The 15895-nt window shown below is 49.2% G+C and carries 18 protein-coding genes and 1 other annotated feature; of the genes, 10 read left to right on the top strand and 8 right to left on the bottom strand.

Annotated features, from left to right (window positions below; genetic code table 11):
* Nucleotides 1–118 precede the first annotated feature (118 nt).
* The 8 genes from ACN0R1_RS03470 to ACN0R1_RS03505 all read left to right on the top strand — a co-directional run bounded on the left by ACN0R1_RS03470 (nucleotide 119) and on the right by ACN0R1_RS03505 (nucleotide 7054).
* Nucleotides 119–1069 carry a hypothetical protein gene (locus ACN0R1_RS03470; RefSeq protein ID WP_417579971.1) on the top strand — a complete coding sequence of 317 codons (951 nt, stop codon included), beginning with the start codon at nucleotides 119–121 and terminating at the stop codon, nucleotides 1067–1069.
* 69 nt (nucleotides 1070–1138) lie between these two features.
* Nucleotides 1139–2173 carry a GDP-mannose 4,6-dehydratase gene (gene gmd, locus ACN0R1_RS03475; protein ID WP_417580373.1) on the top strand — a complete coding sequence of 345 codons (1035 nt, stop codon included), beginning with the start codon at nucleotides 1139–1141 and terminating at the stop codon, nucleotides 2171–2173.
* Nucleotides 2174–2185: 12 nt separating this feature from the next.
* Nucleotides 2186–3079, top strand: a complete 894-nt coding sequence (locus tag ACN0R1_RS03480) for an NAD-dependent epimerase/dehydratase family protein (protein ID WP_417579973.1) — start codon at nucleotides 2186–2188, stop codon at nucleotides 3077–3079.
* A gap of 33 nt (nucleotides 3080–3112) precedes the next feature.
* Nucleotides 3113–4252: a glycosyltransferase gene (locus ACN0R1_RS03485; RefSeq protein ID WP_417579975.1), complete on the top strand. Its 1140-nt coding sequence runs from the start codon at nucleotides 3113–3115 to the stop codon at nucleotides 4250–4252.
* Between the two features lie 31 nt (nucleotides 4253–4283).
* On the top strand, nucleotides 4284–4880 hold the full coding sequence (cysC, locus tag ACN0R1_RS03490; protein WP_417579977.1) for an adenylyl-sulfate kinase: 597 nt from the start codon (nucleotides 4284–4286) through the stop codon (nucleotides 4878–4880).
* Between the two features lie 60 nt (nucleotides 4881–4940).
* Complete coding sequence (locus tag ACN0R1_RS03495) at nucleotides 4941–5753, top strand: sulfotransferase family 2 domain-containing protein (RefSeq protein ID WP_417579979.1); 813 nt, start codon at nucleotides 4941–4943, stop codon at nucleotides 5751–5753.
* 174 nt (nucleotides 5754–5927) lie between these two features.
* Nucleotides 5928–6587 carry a sulfotransferase family 2 domain-containing protein gene (locus tag ACN0R1_RS03500; protein ID WP_417579981.1) on the top strand — a complete coding sequence of 220 codons (660 nt, stop codon included), beginning with the start codon at nucleotides 5928–5930 and terminating at the stop codon, nucleotides 6585–6587.
* 200 nt (nucleotides 6588–6787) lie between these two features.
* Nucleotides 6788–7054, top strand: coding sequence for a DksA/TraR family C4-type zinc finger protein (locus tag ACN0R1_RS03505; protein WP_417580375.1), 267 nt, complete (start codon nucleotides 6788–6790; stop codon nucleotides 7052–7054).
* A 13-nt stretch (nucleotides 7055–7067) separates the two neighbouring features.
* Here ACN0R1_RS03505 and ACN0R1_RS03510 read toward each other — a convergent pair whose 3' ends face one another.
* A complete protein-coding gene (locus ACN0R1_RS03510; RefSeq protein ID WP_417579983.1) occupies nucleotides 7068–7499 on the bottom strand; it encodes a hypothetical protein in 432 nt (143 codons plus the stop codon).
* A gap of 65 nt (nucleotides 7500–7564) precedes the next feature.
* On the opposite strand from ACN0R1_RS03510, the gene ACN0R1_RS03515 reads away from it, so the two are divergent.
* A protein-coding gene (locus ACN0R1_RS03515) for an IS3 family transposase (RefSeq protein WP_417579281.1) occupies nucleotides 7565–8787 on the top strand; the annotation gives its coding sequence in 2 pieces (ribosomal slippage) (nucleotides 7565–7853 and nucleotides 7853–8787; 1224 coding nt in all).
* Nucleotides 7843–7959, top strand: a sequence feature (AL1L pseudoknot). Its footprint overlaps the gene before it by 117 nt.
* A 1-nt stretch (nucleotide 8788) precedes the next feature.
* Here the strand turns inward: ACN0R1_RS03515 and ACN0R1_RS03520 are convergent.
* A complete protein-coding gene (locus ACN0R1_RS03520; protein WP_417579985.1) occupies nucleotides 8789–8983 on the bottom strand; it encodes a hypothetical protein in 195 nt (64 codons plus the stop codon).
* An 89-nt stretch (nucleotides 8984–9072) separates the two neighbouring features.
* Between ACN0R1_RS03520 and ACN0R1_RS03525 the strand changes: the two genes are divergently transcribed.
* Entirely contained in the window at nucleotides 9073–10398 is a 1326-nt protein-coding gene (locus ACN0R1_RS03525) for a PLP-dependent aminotransferase family protein (protein WP_417579987.1), read from the top strand.
* Here ACN0R1_RS03525 and ACN0R1_RS03530 read toward each other — a convergent pair.
* The 6 genes from ACN0R1_RS03530 to ACN0R1_RS03555 form a co-directional block, all read right to left on the bottom strand.
* Nucleotides 10395–10976, bottom strand: a complete 582-nt coding sequence (locus ACN0R1_RS03530) for a LysE family translocator (RefSeq protein ID WP_417579989.1) — start codon at nucleotides 10974–10976, stop codon at nucleotides 10395–10397. The two genes, ACN0R1_RS03525 and ACN0R1_RS03530, sit on opposite strands and share 4 nt — an antisense overlap.
* 74 nt (nucleotides 10977–11050) lie before the next feature.
* A complete protein-coding gene (locus ACN0R1_RS03535) occupies nucleotides 11051–11893 on the bottom strand; it encodes a helix-turn-helix domain-containing protein (protein WP_417579991.1) in 843 nt (280 codons plus the stop codon).
* A 212-nt stretch (nucleotides 11894–12105) separates the two neighbouring features.
* Entirely contained in the window at nucleotides 12106–12831 is a 726-nt protein-coding gene (locus ACN0R1_RS03540; protein WP_417579993.1) for an aspartate/glutamate racemase family protein, read from the bottom strand.
* Nucleotides 12828–13649 (bottom strand): ABC transporter permease, encoded by an 822-nt coding sequence (locus ACN0R1_RS03545; protein ID WP_417579995.1) that lies wholly within the window; start codon nucleotides 13647–13649, stop codon nucleotides 12828–12830. Before ACN0R1_RS03545 ends, ACN0R1_RS03540 begins: the two co-directional genes overlap by 4 nt.
* Nucleotides 13650–13651: 2 nt before the next feature.
* Entirely contained in the window at nucleotides 13652–14515 is an 864-nt protein-coding gene (locus ACN0R1_RS03550) for an ABC transporter permease (RefSeq protein WP_417579997.1), read from the bottom strand.
* 54 nt (nucleotides 14516–14569) lie between these two features.
* Entirely contained in the window at nucleotides 14570–15892 is a 1323-nt protein-coding gene (locus ACN0R1_RS03555) for an ABC transporter substrate-binding protein (RefSeq protein WP_417579999.1), read from the bottom strand.
* Between the last annotated feature and the right edge of the window lie 3 nt (nucleotides 15893–15895).

Here is a 15895-nt window from a genome sequence, read left to right on the forward strand (position 1 = left end):
TGCTGGTCGATCAGTGCTTGCCACTGTGCTGATGTGCGATGTTTTTTCATATCGGTAACCTCGTTTTTTAAAGTCTGAGGCTACTGTAAATTTAAAAATAGGCTGGCTCTAGGACGTCTTGGAATGGACGCTTACAGGGGAACAACTAAGTGCCCTGTATGAAAGTATCATCAGGGAGGGTATCTGGGTTGTATTGATCCAGTTTAACTACGGATTTTTTGATTTTCATGTACTGAGCGAGTTTATACAGAAGCTTGTTCGTGTAGGTAGGAAAGTGTCTGTAACACTACACAGCACAACTGATCCAGATCCGGGTTTGTATAAGGATAAAAAATTAAAGCAGCTCTATGACGCATTCTCACTCTGTGAGAATATATTTATACACTCTGCTAATGACCTTGGAAATCTGAATAATATAGATTTGGCAGAAAATGTAGTGTTAATGCCTCAGGGCGTCTATTCTTCTCGTAGTAATGATTTTAATGTTAAGTTTAGAAGTTCTGAATTTGTTGTTGCAAGTTATGGTTTTTTTCTCCCACATAAAGGGCTTTTTGAGCTTATTGATGCTATCCACAAACTAAGGGAGAGTGGGTTTAATATTAGCCTGTTAATGTTGAATGCTGCTTATGATTCTATTTTGTCGTATGAACTCATAAGTGCTGCGCGCAAGAAAATAACCACGTTGGGTTTGGAGGGTAAGGTTTCTATAGTTTCAGATTTCTTGAGTGATGATCTTTCAATAGGGTTGCTTAGAAACTCAGATTTAGTTGTTTACCCTTACCAAGAGACCGGTGAGTCTTCTAGTGCGGCTGTGCGCATGGGACTTGCATCAGGGGTACCTGTAGCCGTGACCCCGTTGTCAATATTCGATGATGTTCGTGATGTTGTTTTTGAGTTGCCAGGGACTAGTTTTCATGACATAGCTGAAGGGATTAAGATGATTATGTCTCGTATCTTGAATGGCTCAGTTGAGGTAAGTCAGACCTTGTCTAGGGCTGAGCAATGGAAGGGCGATAGATACTATCCAATACTTGGCCGACGGCTAAAAGAAAAACTATTGGAGTTGTGAGCTAGATGTACCTCGGTGTATGGCTTTTAGGGCCGTTTGGTCGTCTCTATTTTATATGGATAAAATGTAATTATGAAAGCTATCATTACCGGCATTACTGGCCAAGACGGGGCCTATTTGGCGCAATTGCTACTGGGAAAAGGCTACACTGTCTACGGTACTTATCGCCGTACCAGTTCGGTGAATTTCTGGCGCATTGAAGAATTGGGAATTCAGGATCACCCCAATTTACATTTGCTCGAATATGATCTGACGGATTTATCGTCTAGTATTCGCTTGTTACAAAGCAGCGAGGCTACCGAGGTGTATAACTTGGCGGCGCAGAGCTTCGTCGGGGTGTCGTTTGATCAGCCGATTACTACCGCCGAGATCACTGGTATTGGCGCGGTAAACTTGCTGGAGGCGATACGTATAGTTAACCCGAAGGTACGTTTCTATCAGGCATCCACTTCTGAAATGTTCGGCAAGGTGCAGGCCATTCCGCAGAATGAGAACACGTCATTTTACCCACGTAGCCCCTATGGTGTAGCCAAGCTGTATGCACATTGGATGACCATCAATTACCGTGAATCCTACGACATCTTCGGCGCCAGTGGCATTCTGTTTAACCATGAATCACCCTTGCGTGGTCGCGAGTTCGTGACCCGCAAAATCACTGACAGCGTTGCCAAGATCAAGTTGGGCCAACAGGACCTATTGGAGTTGGGTAATCTGGATGCCCGGCGTGACTGGGGTTTTGCCAAGGAATATGTAGAGGGTATGTGGCGTATGCTGCAAGCTGATAAGCCGGATACCTTTGTTTTGGCTACCAATCGTACTGAATCGGTGCGTAATTTTGTGTCATTGGCTTTCAAGGCGGTCGATATCAATCTGCAGTGGAAGGGTGAGGCGGCAGGGGAACAAGGCATCGATACGGCATCAGGTAATGTAATTGTGACGATAAATCCTAAGTTTTATCGCCCTGCAGAAGTCGAACTGTTGATTGGTGATCCGGAAAAAGCCAAACGTGAGTTAGGATGGGAACCTAAGACCAGCCTTGAACAACTGTGCGCCATGATGGTTGAAGCTGATTTGCGCCGTAATGAACAAGGCTTTTCATTTTAAGGAGGAATATGCATGCCTACTGCTCTGGTAACGGGGGCTTCTGGGTTTACCGGTCGCTATATGATCCACGCATTGCAAGAGCTCGGATACAAAGTGGTAGGTTTGGGCCATGGGGTAACCGCCGCAGATGAAACCTTGGTATGTGATCTAACCGATGCGGCGGCCGTTAAAGCGGCTGTATTACAGGCTAAGCCAGACTGGGTGGTGCATCTTGCCGCTGTTTCTTTCGTTGGCCATGTCGACCAAGAAGCCTTTTACCGAGTGAATGTATTTGGCACTTTGAACTTATTGGAAGCCTTGGCCAGCTTGGCGGCCCCCCCTGCACGAGTGCTGATAGCCAGCAGTGCCAATATATACGGTACACCCTGTGTTGAGGTAATTGATGAGCAGGTATGTCCCGCACCTGTCAATCATTATGCCTGCAGCAAGTTGGCGATGGAGCACATGGTAGCCACTTGGTTTGAGCGGCTACCCATCGTGATTGCTCGCCCCTTTAATTACACGGGCCCAGGGCAGGATGAGCGCTTCCTGATTCCCAAGATTATTGGGCATTTTGCCCGCAAGGCTACGCAGATTGAGCTGGGTAATCTTGAGGTCAGTCGAGACATTACCGACGTGCGAGACGTGGTCAAAGCCTATTTAGCTTTACTGGATTCGCCAGCACAAAGTTGCCGAGTAAATATTTGTTCTGGCCAAGCGACTGCCTTGCGTAGCGTGCTGGACATGATGGAGAAAATCGCGGGCTATCCTATCGAGGTGCAAGTTAACCCGGCCTTTGTTCGGGCCAATGAAATTCCGATTTTACGGGGTGATAATTCGCTGTTGCAGCAGCTTGTAGGGACGGTACCCGGTATTCCGCTTGAGCAGACCTTGCTGGATACGTATCGGGCCAGTGTTGGTTTTTAACTATGATGGTTTGCGCGGCTGTTGGAGGGCTTTTTGAATAAGCGGATTTTACTGATAAATAAATTTTATGCGCCCTCGGTTGGAGGTATTGAAACGGCCGTTCAGCAATATGCTCATTGGTATAAAGATCTTGGTTGTAGTGTGACAGTTTTGTGTTGTGAACACCGTCGGTCCTGGCAGACTAAAAAAGAAACGGTCTCGGGTATTGAGGTTATTCGTGCGGGGTCTTTCGGTAATCTATTGTCAGTGCCCATAAGCGTTGCATTTTTTCTGCATTTTTTACGTTTGATCAGGCAGGCCGACATCGTACATATTAATCTGCAGTTCCCATGGGCCAGTTTTGCCTTTTGCTTGTTCCAGAAGCTGATTTCTGGGAAAAAAATAGTGAGTTATCATTGTGATGTATATCGCCAGCACTATTTAAAACGCATTACGTATTTTTTTGATTCTTGGGCCACACGTATTGCGGATACTGTCATCGTGGGTAGCCCAGTGTTGCGCGAGTGCTCACAGGTGCTGGGCCAGATTAGTAGGCCTATGGACGTATTACCCTATGCTGTGGATGCCGAGTATGTTTCCGCCTGTTTGGCTAAGAAGGCTTCGACTGAAATTCCTGACCACTTTAGGGAAGAGGGTTATTATCTATTCTTTGGTCGACTGGTTCCCTATAAGGGGACAGAGGTTATGGATCAGGCTTTCCGCAGGCTAATGAGTGAAGGGCGACCCATCAATCTGATGGTTTTTGGTGTGGGGCCGGAAGAAGAGCGCTTTAAGGCGCTGGCAAATGAATTTCCAGTACGTATATGCTTTGTTAATGAAGTCTTATCTGATGTGGATAAGTACCATCTTTTAAAAGATTGTCGGGCTTTTCTTTTTCCTTCCGTGTTCTATTCAGAGGCTTTTGGTATCACTCAGTTGGATGCGATGGCCTGCTCAAAGCCTATTGTGAATTGCAAGCTTGGTACAGGTGTTAACTGGGTTGCTCGCGATTGCGAAGGTGCGATTAGTTTGACTCCTGGTGATTATGAAGCCTTGGCAGAGACTATTATTTCACTGCAAAATAACATGTACGATCTTAATGCATTGGGAGAAGAGGGGCTTGAGCGATATCAAACGCTTTTTACTGATGCGGTTGTCAGAAGTGCTTTTTACAAGATAGTCAGCAGGTTTTAGTCTGCTCAGTCTTTACTTAGAGTGATTAAGCATGTCCAGTAATTTGGTTTTTCATTCGGCGTTTGTTGATGCTGCATGGCGCTCTCGTATTAAAAGTCAGCGGCCTTGTGTGTTGTGGTTTACTGGTTTGAGCGGTACGGGTAAATCGACGATTGCCAATGCTTTAGAGCAGGCGCTCGCTGAGCGCGGCAAGCACACCTATCTGTTAGATGGTGATAATTTGCGCTTAGGACTTTGTCGCGATCTTGGGTTTAGTGATGTGGATCGTCAGGAAAACATTCGCCGGGTAGCTGAGGTCGCGCGTTTGTTTATTGACGCTGGCATTATGGTGATCACAGCATTTATCTCTCCATTTCAGCACGATCGTGAGGTGGCAAGGGCGTTGATCGGTGAGGACTCCTTTATCGAGGTGTTCATTGATACTCCGTTGGAGGAGTGCGAGCGGCGTGACCCGAAAGGGCTTTACAGAAAAGCCCGCGCTGGTTTGATTGCAAATTTTACGGGTATTGGCTCGGCTTATGAGCCACCGCTGAATCCGCAGATACATCTACGCACGCTAGAGCATGATCTGCCTACCCTAGTGCAGGTGTTGTTAGATTATCTCATGCTCGAAGAGTTTTTGAGTTGATGGTGCGCATCGCTGATTTACGGTCCTACGCCTACATAAGGCTTGAAGGAATTGAGCTGGATGAATAATCGCAAACTGCCAAACGCTGCACCGATTCATGACGAATGGGTGCCTATCTATTTTCTGCACATTCCGAAGACCGCGGGTACCACGTTCAACCGTTTTCTAGAGGCACACTTTGACTCTAACGACGTATGCCCAGCGCATCTCTGGCGCGAGTTGATAACACTACCCAAAGAGGAGGTCTCGTGTCGGCGATTGATCTGGGGACACTTCTATTCGTTTCTGTACAAGTATGTTCCCGATCCGTTTCGATACGTAGTCTTCCTGAGAGATCCCATTGAGCGTGCGCTCTCTCACTATGGCCACATTCTCAAGTACACTGGGCACTACTTCCATCAACGTGCTGTTGAGCTGGGAAGCTTCAGTGCCTTCCTGCGAGATCCTGAGATGGCGACGACGGTAACAAATTTTCAGCTACGATCATTGGCGCTCGACCCAGATCCCAATACGTTTGTCGCACCCTTGACGGCGCAACAACTTGCTAGCGGGGAGTTGGAGCGGCGTCTACTCACCGCTCCATTTGATCGTCCGGTTGTGGATATGCTGGAAATAGCCAAGTTACGACTTCGACAGATGTGTTTTGTTGGTATCACTGAGCGGTATGACGAGTCAATCGAGTTGTTCTGTCGGCGCTTTCAATGGCCGCGCCCTGAAACTACGGCCGCGTTAAACGTTAATGAGGGTCGTCTTAGGCGAGAAAGCCTGAGTCACGCCGACCTATTGCATCTACACGAAATTAATCGAGCAGACTATGAGTTGTATGACTTTGCGCATGAACTATTTCTTAACGATTTTTTGAAAGATGGCTGAGGCGTAATGATCTGAATCTGAACCTCGGGTGGGGCAGGTGGAAAAGGTTTAGCCTGTCTGGCGTTCTCAAAACAGGTGGTTTATGCTTCCTATACTCATGTCTGGATTGTTTCAGGCTGCGTGGGCGGTGTTTATGGGGTTTTTCTACAGCTTCATTTGGCTTCGGAGAGCAACTTGCTAGTCAGTCACAGATACCGCTTCATCTATACGAAGACCGTAAAAACGGCAGGCACGTCAGTTGAAGTTTACTTTGAGCCGTATTGCATGCATGAGGGTGAGTTTATCCCGAGTCATGCCCGGGAAACCTACGAGTCAGATGCCGGGATTGTAGGCTATCGTGGTGGTCATATGGAGCCTAATTGCAAGTGGTGGAACCATATGAGTGCCGAGCAGGTTCGTGCAGAACTGGGCGATGACCTTTGGTCTCAATACTTTAAGTTTTGCGTGGTACGCAACCCGTTTGAGCAGTTGGTGTCATACTTCTATTTTCTCCGCCGTGAGTCTTTTACCCCCCAGTTTGACGAGCGTCATAAAGATGAATTTGCGCGTTGGCTGACTACAGAAAAGTTGCCTAGTAATGAGCCAATGTACAAGATTGCAGGTGAGAACTGTATGGACTTTCTGGTTCGTTTTGAAAACTTACAGGGTGATCTGCAAAGGGTATGTTCACACATAGGCGTCGATTGGAAACCCTCAGAGCTATCTACCTATAAGTCCGGATTTCGTCCAGCAGAAGCAACAGCGGCTAAAATCTACACAGAACCAGCGCGTCAGTTTGTTGAAAGGCAATACGCGCAAGAGTTGCGTTATCTGGGCTATTCTTTCCCGCAATAGTGTTCGAATTGGTTGATACTCTGCCGTACTTCCAGTATCCGCATTTGAAGTTGCGCCTGGAAGGTCATATCTCTACATCGGCAGGCATTGTTGTACGGCGTAGGGTGTAGTAGATAAGCGCTGACTGTGGCGTGATTTTGAAATATATACTTTAATAGAGTTGTTCGCCGTTTAAAGGTGAATCAATGTCGGAGAACGCAATGGCAGGTGGTTGGTCACGAGATGGAGCCGTACAGGATCAAATTGATGCGAGCGTTGCAGATGCCGTGCAACAGGCTCGAAGTAAATTAGCCAAGGGTGAGAGCGCCGTCCATTGTGAAGAGTGTGACAGTGTTATTCCAGAAAAGCGCCGCCAGGCGATTCCTGGCGTTCGGCTTTGTATTGCCTGTCAATCAGCCTTGGAAAAGCAGGAAGTTAATTCAGGCGGTATCAATCGCCGTGGCAGCAAGGATAGCCAGCTCAGGTAATTAACCGTTTTACTCACTCCAAATAAGGGCCAATATTGCGTAGCATGGCTTTAACGTAAGCATCTTTCTCTCCAACTGGCGCAACATAGTGCATTGCCGATATTGCTGCATCCAGCCCTTCTGTCCGTGCTATTAACCAGCAAGCAAGATAAGAAGATGCAAGGCATCCTCCTGATGAAGCGATATTCTGATCGGCGTAAAAAGCTTGATTAAGCACTTCAACCCCCGTTTCTTGAACCCAGGGCGCCGTTGTCAAATCAGTGCAAACTGGTATGTTCTTTAACAACCCTAACTTTTCTAATAACAAAGCACCAGAGCATTGGGCACCAATCAACTGACGAGTAGGATCAAGCATCAATTGAGTCATCAGCTGCTCATCGGCAACATGGTCTCTTGTTTTGATACCGCTTCCAATAAGCACCGCATCAGCATCAATAACATCCACCAACGATGCCTGAGATGAATCACACCGGCTTTCGTGGAGGCCTATTTCTTTGAGAGAATAAGGCTATGAAAAACTCTAACAGATACTCCCCCGAAGTTCGTGAGCGTGCCGTGCGTATGGTTCAAGAACACCTGAATGATTATCCATCTGAGTGGGCCGCTATTGAGTCCATTGCACCTAAGATTGGCTGTGTACCTCAGACCCTCCACGGCTGGTTACGCCGCCATCAGACGGATACAGGTCAGCGCTCTGGTCAAACCACTGATGAGCGTGAACGCATGAAAGCGCTTGAGCGTGAGAATCGAGAGCTGCGCAAAGCCAATGAAATTCTTCGACTAGCTAGTGCTTATTTTGCCAAGGCGGAGCTCGACCGCCGTACCAAACATTGATTGCTTTTGTTGATGAGTATCGTGACCAATACGGAGTCGAGCCGATCTGTCGAATCCTGCAGATTGCTCCGTCGGGTTACTACAAGCAGGTCGCCAGAGCTCGTGATCCTGAGTTGCGCCCTGACCGCAGTAAACGGGATGACCAGCTCTGTGTTGAAATCCAGCGTGTCTGGGATGACAACATGCAATGTTACGGTGTAGTCAAGGTCTGGAAGCAGCTTCTACGGGAGCAGGTTGAGGTGGCTCGATGCACCGTGAGGCGCCTGATGCAGCGTCTTGGCTTACAGGGTGTGCGTCGAGGCCAAGCTGTCCGCACCACGGTACCGGATGATAAAGCCGCCTACCCACAAGACAGGGTTCAGCGCTATTTCCATGCTGATCAGCCCAACCAGTTGTGGGTATCGGACTTCACGTATGTCTCGACCTGGCAGGGTTGGCTCTATGTGGCTTTTGTGATCGATGTCTTTGCACGTCGCATTGTGGGCTGGCGGGTCAGCAACCGTATGCAGACTGATTTCGTTCTGGATGCACTGGAGCAGGCCTTGCATGAACGTCAACCACATCGGGCCGGAGGGCTGATCCATCACAGTGACCGAGGTAGCCAGTATGTTTCCATCCGATACACTGAGCGCCTAGCCGAGGCCAATATAGAGCCTTCTGTGGGCAGTAAAGGAGACAGCTACGACAATGCATTGGCTGAGACCCTCAATGGCTTGTACAAGGCTGAGGTGATCCACCGCCAATCATGGAAGAGCCGTGAAGCCGTTGAGATGGCCACTCTGAAATGGGTGCATTGGTATAACCATCAGCGGCTACTGGGTTCGATTGGGTATATACCTCCAGCGGAAGCTGAGGCAAACTACTATCAGCACCAAACTGGTCAGGCTATAGCGGCCTGACTTAAAGCAAACTGCCTCCACAAAACCCGGTACGATTCAGAGATTCCAATACCAACCCATTCATAGAACGTAATGTTGGTGTTGGACCAGCGATTGATACGTGCCAGTCAGGTTTTTTTATTCGGTTGAGCAGGCTAAACGCAATCAGTGAATCGAGCTCGTTAAAGCCATCGAATGTCAGAATGCAGATTTTCATCTTAGTACTTTCCTTAAATGTTATTTGATGGAAAAATCTTATGCCCATAAAGCAGTACAATCAAAAAATTGTCATAGGTGCATTTGTAAATGACGAAAGCTCGCTATAAACAAGTCGTTGATGAGTTCACCACCAAGATTCGAGCAGGCTCACTCACACCTGGCACTCGATTACCCACTCATCGACAACTCGCCCAACAGTACGGACTTGCCTTAGTCACGGCATCAAAGGTGTATAGCGAACTTAGCGCAATGGGGTTGGTCTCGGGAGAAATAGGGCGCGGGACCTTTGTCAGAGAAATCACCTTGCCTGCAGCCTGGGGAACAGATCAGCAAGCCATTGCCGATGACCTAATCGACTTAAATTTTAACTATCCGGCTTTGCCACAACAGACCGATCTACTGCGCCTTGGGCTTCGTCAATTGGCTCTATCGGGAGATTTAGAAAGCTTATTGCGATACCAACCTCATGGTGGTCGAGATCATGAACGTCAAATCGTGACAGAGCATCTACATCGTCTCGGCTTAACCACTAAAGCCGACAATGTACTCATTGTAGACGGTGCCCAGCATGGCTTAATGACTACCGCCATGGCACTTTTACAAGCGGGGGACGTTATGGCTGTAGATGCCATAACCTATTCAGGCATAAAGGTATTAGCTCAAATATTAGGCATTGAGCTATTACCCCTTCCCCAGGATCAGCAGGGCCTGGACACCCGGGTGTTAAACACCCTATGCCAGAAGCGAAATATTAAAGCGCTCTATCTTCAACCCACGGTACACAATCCGTTAGGATGGGTGATGAGTGAGGAAAAACGTTGTCAAGTAGTGACGATAGCCCGCCATCATGGGCTGATCCTAATCGAAGACGCGCCTTATGCTTTTTTGGAAAAACAAGCTCCCCTGCCACTCGCCCAACTCGCGCCTGAACGAACTCTATACGTTTCAAGTCTTTCTAAAAATGTGGCAACTGGACTACGTTTTGGTTTTCTTGCCGCACCGGATAAATGGGTGCCTCGCCTAAAAAGAGTCATACGAGCTTCTACCTGGAATACGCCCGCCATCATTACTGCTTTAGCCTGTAGCTGGATCAAAGACGGCACAGTCGAACGGCTAGAAAAAGCGAAACGTAATGATGCTTCTAAACGACAAAAAATACTGTCGGCGGTATTTCAGGGTTGTGATTATCAAAGCCACCCATGCTCCTATTTTGCCTGGCTCACTTTGCCGGAAGAAGAGCGAGCAGACCAAGTCGTAAATGCTTTGCTTAAAAAAGGCATCTCCGTATCTACCGCTGAACCTTTTACTATTACGCCGCATATACCGCATGCTATTCGCTTGGCGCTCGGCTCTGTGGAGCTCACAACACTGAACAGATCTCTGCAAGAGGTAAGAAAAACAATAGAGTATTAAGCGAAGATAAATCGATAAGCCACATAGAATAATAACAACGCCATCACTCGATTCACCCATGCCATCACCTTGGGGTTCATCGCGGCTTTTTTAAGACGAGCGCCTGCCAATAAATACACACTCGGTGCACCGCATGCCATGATGGAAAGAACCAGTGACCATAAAGCAATTTGTCCACCTTCGATCTGTGATCGTGGAAATTGCACCGTGACAATAGGCACTATCGCCACTAAAGCCTTAGGGTTACAGAGTTGTAAAATCAGGCCAGTTTTAAAGTTCACTGAAGCGTATTTAGCATGGCTGGTTTGTTGTTGAAAGCTCGATAGCAGGATTTTTACCCCAAGATAGGTAATATACATTCCACCTAAAATAGCAATAAGCGATTGATATTTTATGGGAATAATCTCACTGCCAAGATAACCTATCAGTAGAAACAAGATCAGCATGGCAAGCCCCACACCAACACAATACAAAAAAGCACGCCAGCCCTGCCCACTGACACCCGCGAACAATGCCAACATATTGGCTGGACCTGGACTGTACATAATGCCAAAGGCATAGATGATTATTTCGAGCATAAGAATCCCTCAAATGGATATTTGATAAAAATAGGTAATAGGAAAATGAGTAAAATCTAAGGCAAGTTTGGCGGCTAAGTTCGCAGCAAGGTGCGCCTAAATTGATAAGGGGTGAGGCCGAACATCGGCTTGAAACGTCGATTAAAGTAACTTAAATCGCTAAAGCCGAAGGTAAAGGCGACATCGGCTAACGGCATCCCCAGCTCTAGTGCCTCTTTGGCGCGATTGATGCGGTAATTTTGCCAGTATTGATGGGGCGTCATGCCAAAATAATCCCGAAAACAACGCAGCAAGTGATACTTCGACATATGTGCCACTTGGCTTAATTCATCCAAAGAGGCTTCCTCGCCAACATGGGCGTGCAGATAATCACGCACTCGCTCAAAAACAGGGTCTTTGGCACGTCGTTTAGACTCCACTAAGCCAACAGGGCGGGGGATGCCCTGCTGACAAGCAAGATATTCAGCAAACTCAAACAACGCAGACGAATATTCCAGCGCTGATGAAGAGTCACTTTCTACCAATGCAGCCAAGCGCAAAACATGGGCTTTTAATACTGTGTCGTTTTGCACAAGCTGCTCAATCCGAAAATCTTGTACTCGGCGAACACCTGCACTATGCAACATAGGCAATAATTGATCAGGGTGAACGTATAGCATTTTATAATGCAGTGTATCGTCGCCACCGGAATGGCCGTCGTGGGCGTCCTCTGGATTAAACACAATGACATTACCAGAGTAACTTTTGTGATGTTCGCCCAATGCAAAAAAGTCCTGGCGGCCAGATAAGGTCACACCAAAGGAAAATTCTTCATGGGCATGGGTACCGTAAGAAAAATCACTCATCGAAGCTTCAAGCAACATGATCTCATCAAGAACGGTACTTTTAGCAAATTGAAAACGATTTTCAGTCGACATCACAACCCTCTGCGAATAACCCAAATCAATAGAGGCAGATTACCCAATTCCAAACTAAAAAGATTGGACGATATTGCGAAATTAAGGCAAGCATGGATGATTTTTAGCACGGCGCAGCAACGCCAGCGCGTTGCGTAGTAGATTATCCGGGTGGCCATGAGCTAACACGGGTAACATGGTTCCTGATGGTGAGTGCTGGATGGTATGCCTATTTATCCTCTGGTAGGCGTTGGCTCGGCCGCTTTTACTTCCGGGAACTGATAACTCAGTACCTTGCTGGTCTTAAGACCCAACCCCACCATGGCGTCGGCAAACGTCACAGCGATGCGCACGCCGTCGAGCACCGGGATAGACAGGTCCGCCTCCATGCGCCGAACCCACTGGCCCATGCCTGCACACCCTAATACCAGCGCCTCGCCATGGTTGGATTCGAGTGCCTGGCGTGCGGCGTTGAGTACGCGCTGATAACTATCGGGGTCCTGCTCCAGTGCCAGTACCGGCACTTTAGACGCAAAAATTCCCGCACAACGGGAAGCCATTCCGTAGTGGTGCAGGTTACGGGTCAGGATGGGTACTGATCGCTCCAGCGTGGTCATGACGCAAAAATTCTGGCACAACAACGAAGCCGTGTGCATTGCCATTTCACCGATGCCCAGTACCGGGGCTCGGGTCAGTTCCCGGGCCCCATCAAGGCCAGTGTCGTCGAAGCAGGCGATCACGTAGGCTGAGGGTGGGGTTGAACTCGACTCCAGCTGACGTACCTTGTGCGCGACCCAGTAAGCCGCCGACACGCCGTCGCTGTAGCCCTCGATGCTGGCTGGAGCTTCGGCGCAGCGGTGAAAGGTCAATTTGTGGTGCAAACCAGTCAGGGCGTTACACTCACGCGCCAGTTGTTCGGTCATCGACACCGAGGCATTGGGGTTAATGACGGCAATCATTTATCGGCATCCCGCCCTGGCTTACGCCGGAATAGTCGTAACGCAATTAATGTCAGTGCGATGACGGACAGGGAAATCGCTGTGGTCAGGGTTCCCAGTGCATACAGAACGGGGCTGGTGACATTGGTGGTCATTGCGAACAATTCGAGCGGCAGCGTATTAAAGCTGCCTGAGGTCATCAGCGTGCGCGCGAATTCGTCATAACTGAGCGTGAACCCGAACAGGCCGATGCCCATCAGGCTGGGCGCTAGCAGTGGCAGCAGAATGTAGCGGAAGGTCTGCCAGTGAGAGGCACCCAGGTCCACCGATGCCATTTCGTAGCTCGGGTTAAAGCGATTGAACACCGCGAACATGATCAGTAAACCGAATGGCAGGGTCCAGGTCAGGTGCGATCCGAAGCCGGAGCTGTACCAGGCCGGTTCGATTTCCAGTCGATCAAACATCAGCCCGATGCCAAGGCTGATCAAAATGGAGGGAATAATCAGGCTGGTCAATGTCAGATAGAAAATCACCGATTGACCGGCGAAACGCTTGCGGAAGGCCAGGCCGGCGAGGAATGAAAACACCACCGTACAAACCATGACGGCCAGTCCGAGAATCAGGGAGCGTCGTAATGAGGTTCCGAAGTTACCCACGGCCTGGGCTTCGAACAATTGACCGAACCAGTGCCAGGAGAGGCCTCGCATGGGAAAGGTCAGGCCGCCTCCGGGTCCTTGAAAAGAGAGCAGGGCAATAGTCAGCGTCGGGCCGTACAGAAACAGTACGAAGAGAGCGAAAAATGCCGCCAATAGATAAAAGCTGCGTGGTCGTTTATTCATGGCTACAGCTCCTTGCGTATGTTGACCAGCCGGAACAGGATTACCAGCATGATCATGACGGTGGCGAGCAGGACGATGGCGCTCGCAGCGGCAGCGGGGTATTGCAACAGGGATATCTCGTTGTAGATCATCATGCCTACGTTGGCCTTGATGCCGCCGCCCATGATCTTGACTGTGACAAAATCGCCCATCACCAGGGTGAATACGAAAATACTGCCGACGATGATGCCGGATCGGGACAGTGGCACAATAATGTCCTTGAGTATTTGAAAACCCGAGGCGCCTGCGTCCACCGCCGCTTCTACCAGGTTGCGGTCGATGCGCATCATGCTGTTGAAAATAGGCACTACCATGAACAGCGTATAAAGATGCACATAGGCCAGCACGACGGCGAAATCGCTGTAGAGCAAAAAGCTTAAAGGCTGGTCAATCAGCCCGCCTGACTGCAGCGTGGAGTTAACCAGGCCATTGCGTCCGAGCAAGGGTATCCAGGAAATCATGCGGATAATGTTCGAGGTGAAAAATGGCACAGTGCAGATGATGAAGCAGAGTGTTTGCGTGCGTGGGGAGCGTATGTGGAAGGCGAGAAAATAGGCCACCGTAAAGCCAATCGACAGGGTGAAGAACCAGGTCAGGGCCGCATATTTGAACGTATTCAAGTAGGCTTGCAGCGTGACGGGTGAACTCAGCAGATACTGGTAATTATCGAAAATAAAATCCGGTATCAGTGAGTAGGAATTGTAGTCCCAGAAGCTGACAATGCCGATCACCATGACCGGAAACACCAGAAATGCCAGTAGCACCAGTGTTAGCGGCAGCGCCTGCCAATAGCTGTGCTGGTTGTGGGTTGTTATCATGGGGGCCATAAAAACTCCTTGAAATGCCGGCGCCAACATTCGTTGGCACCGCCAAGGTTGAGGTCAGGAAACGATAAATTCGTTCCATTTACGGACCATGTACTGGTTCTCGTCCATCACCGAATTCCAGCATGCCACGCTACCCATACGCTCTTCGAAAGAGCCACCGTCACGCACCGCGCCGGCTTTTTCCATCACATCGCCGTTCGGGCTCAGAATGTCGCCTTGAGCCGCCTGGCCTTGCATCCAGAAACCCCATTCATCTTCGCTCATGTGAGCTCGTGAAGTTTCTGGTGCCGCACTGTAGTAGCCCTGGCGGTTCAGGTAAGCACCGACCCAGCCTGAAAGGTACCAGTCGATGTATTCATAGGCGGCATCAAGTTCCAGACCCGACAGATGTGATGCCAGGCCCAGCCCGCCACCCCAGGCGCGGTAGCCCTCTTTCAGTGGCTGATAAACACAGGGAACACCCTGGCTGCGCACGGCAGCAACGGCTGGAGACCACATGCTCTGGATCAACACCTCACCTGAGGCCATCAGATTCACGGATTCATCGAAGGTTTTCCAAAAGGCGCGGAACTGACCGTCACGTTTGGCTGCCTTCATGATTTCGATGGTCTGGTCTATCTCTGCCCGGGTCATGTTGCCCTTGTCGGCATAGGTGATTTCGCCCATGGCTTCGCAAATCATCGCTGCATCCATAATACCGATCGATGGAATGTTGATGATTGAGGTTTGGCCTTTGAAGGCGGGGTCCATAATGTCGGCCCAGCTAGTGATGGGTCGGCCCACCAGGTCTGGTCGAATGCCCAGCGTATCGGCATTGTAGATCGTCGGGATCAGCGTCATCCAGTCGGTTGGACTGTCGGCGAAAACAGTGGCATTCCGGTCTGGAACAAACCCCACAGTGTGAGGTGCTGTACCCTGAGCAATTTCTGCATCTTCAGTCAGTTTGCCGGTAATAAACAGCGGCGAGATTTTGTCGTAATTGGTGAGTCGTCGTATATCCAGGGGTTGCATTGCACCCGATGGGAACACTTTTTTGCAGATCCAGTATTCGATATCGGCGATGTCATAGGAGTTGGGCTGGGTGACCGCGCGTTGGGTAACACTGTCAGAATCCAGGGAGGTCAATTGGAGGTTAAAGCCCAGGTCCTCTTTGCACTTGTCGGCGATGGCATTGAGGTTGGACACCCCGGTGCCAAACTGGCGTAGCGTAACGTTTTTGATATTCTGCGCCCAGATCATCGGAAAGCCGGTAATAGCGCCACTGCCTAAGGCTACTGCGCCGACGCTAGCGGCACCTTTGAGTAGCTTGCGGCGAGACAGACCTTTGCTTTTAGCCGTTATTTCTGCGGTGTTTTCGGGGGTATGGTTGTCATTCATCGT

It is taken from the genome of Nitrincola sp., assembly GCF_048264025.1.
Taxonomy (GTDB): Bacteria; Pseudomonadota; Gammaproteobacteria; order Pseudomonadales; family Balneatricaceae; genus Nitrincola.

Coding starts and splice junctions, on each gene's coding strand:
- ACN0R1_RS03545 (WP_417579995.1), bottom strand. CDS start 13,649: ATGAATAAACGACCACGCAGCTTTTATCTATTGGCGGCATTTTTCGCT.
- ACN0R1_RS03505 (WP_417580375.1), top strand. CDS start 6,788: ATGGCAGGTGGTTGGTCACGAGATGGAGCCGTACAGGATCAAATTGAT.
- ACN0R1_RS03495 (WP_417579979.1), top strand. CDS start 4,941: ATGAATAATCGCAAACTGCCAAACGCTGCACCGATTCATGACGAATGG.
- ACN0R1_RS03540 (WP_417579993.1), bottom strand. CDS start 12,831: ATGATTGCCGTCATTAACCCCAATGCCTCGGTGTCGATGACCGAACAA.
- ACN0R1_RS03555 (WP_417579999.1), bottom strand. CDS start 15,892: ATGAATGACAACCATACCCCCGAAAACACCGCAGAAATAACGGCTAAA.
- ACN0R1_RS03480 (WP_417579973.1), top strand. CDS start 2,186: ATGCCTACTGCTCTGGTAACGGGGGCTTCTGGGTTTACCGGTCGCTAT.
- cysC (WP_417579977.1), top strand. CDS start 4,284: ATGTCCAGTAATTTGGTTTTTCATTCGGCGTTTGTTGATGCTGCATGG.
- ACN0R1_RS03535 (WP_417579991.1), bottom strand. CDS start 11,893: ATGTCGACTGAAAATCGTTTTCAATTTGCTAAAAGTACCGTTCTTGAT.
- ACN0R1_RS03550 (WP_417579997.1), bottom strand. CDS start 14,515: ATGGCCCCCATGATAACAACCCACAACCAGCACAGCTATTGGCAGGCG.
- ACN0R1_RS03525 (WP_417579987.1), top strand. CDS start 9,073: ATGACGAAAGCTCGCTATAAACAAGTCGTTGATGAGTTCACCACCAAG.
- ACN0R1_RS03520 (WP_417579985.1), bottom strand. CDS start 8,983: ATGAAAATCTGCATTCTGACATTCGATGGCTTTAACGAGCTCGATTCA.
- ACN0R1_RS03530 (WP_417579989.1), bottom strand. CDS start 10,976: ATGCTCGAAATAATCATCTATGCCTTTGGCATTATGTACAGTCCAGGT.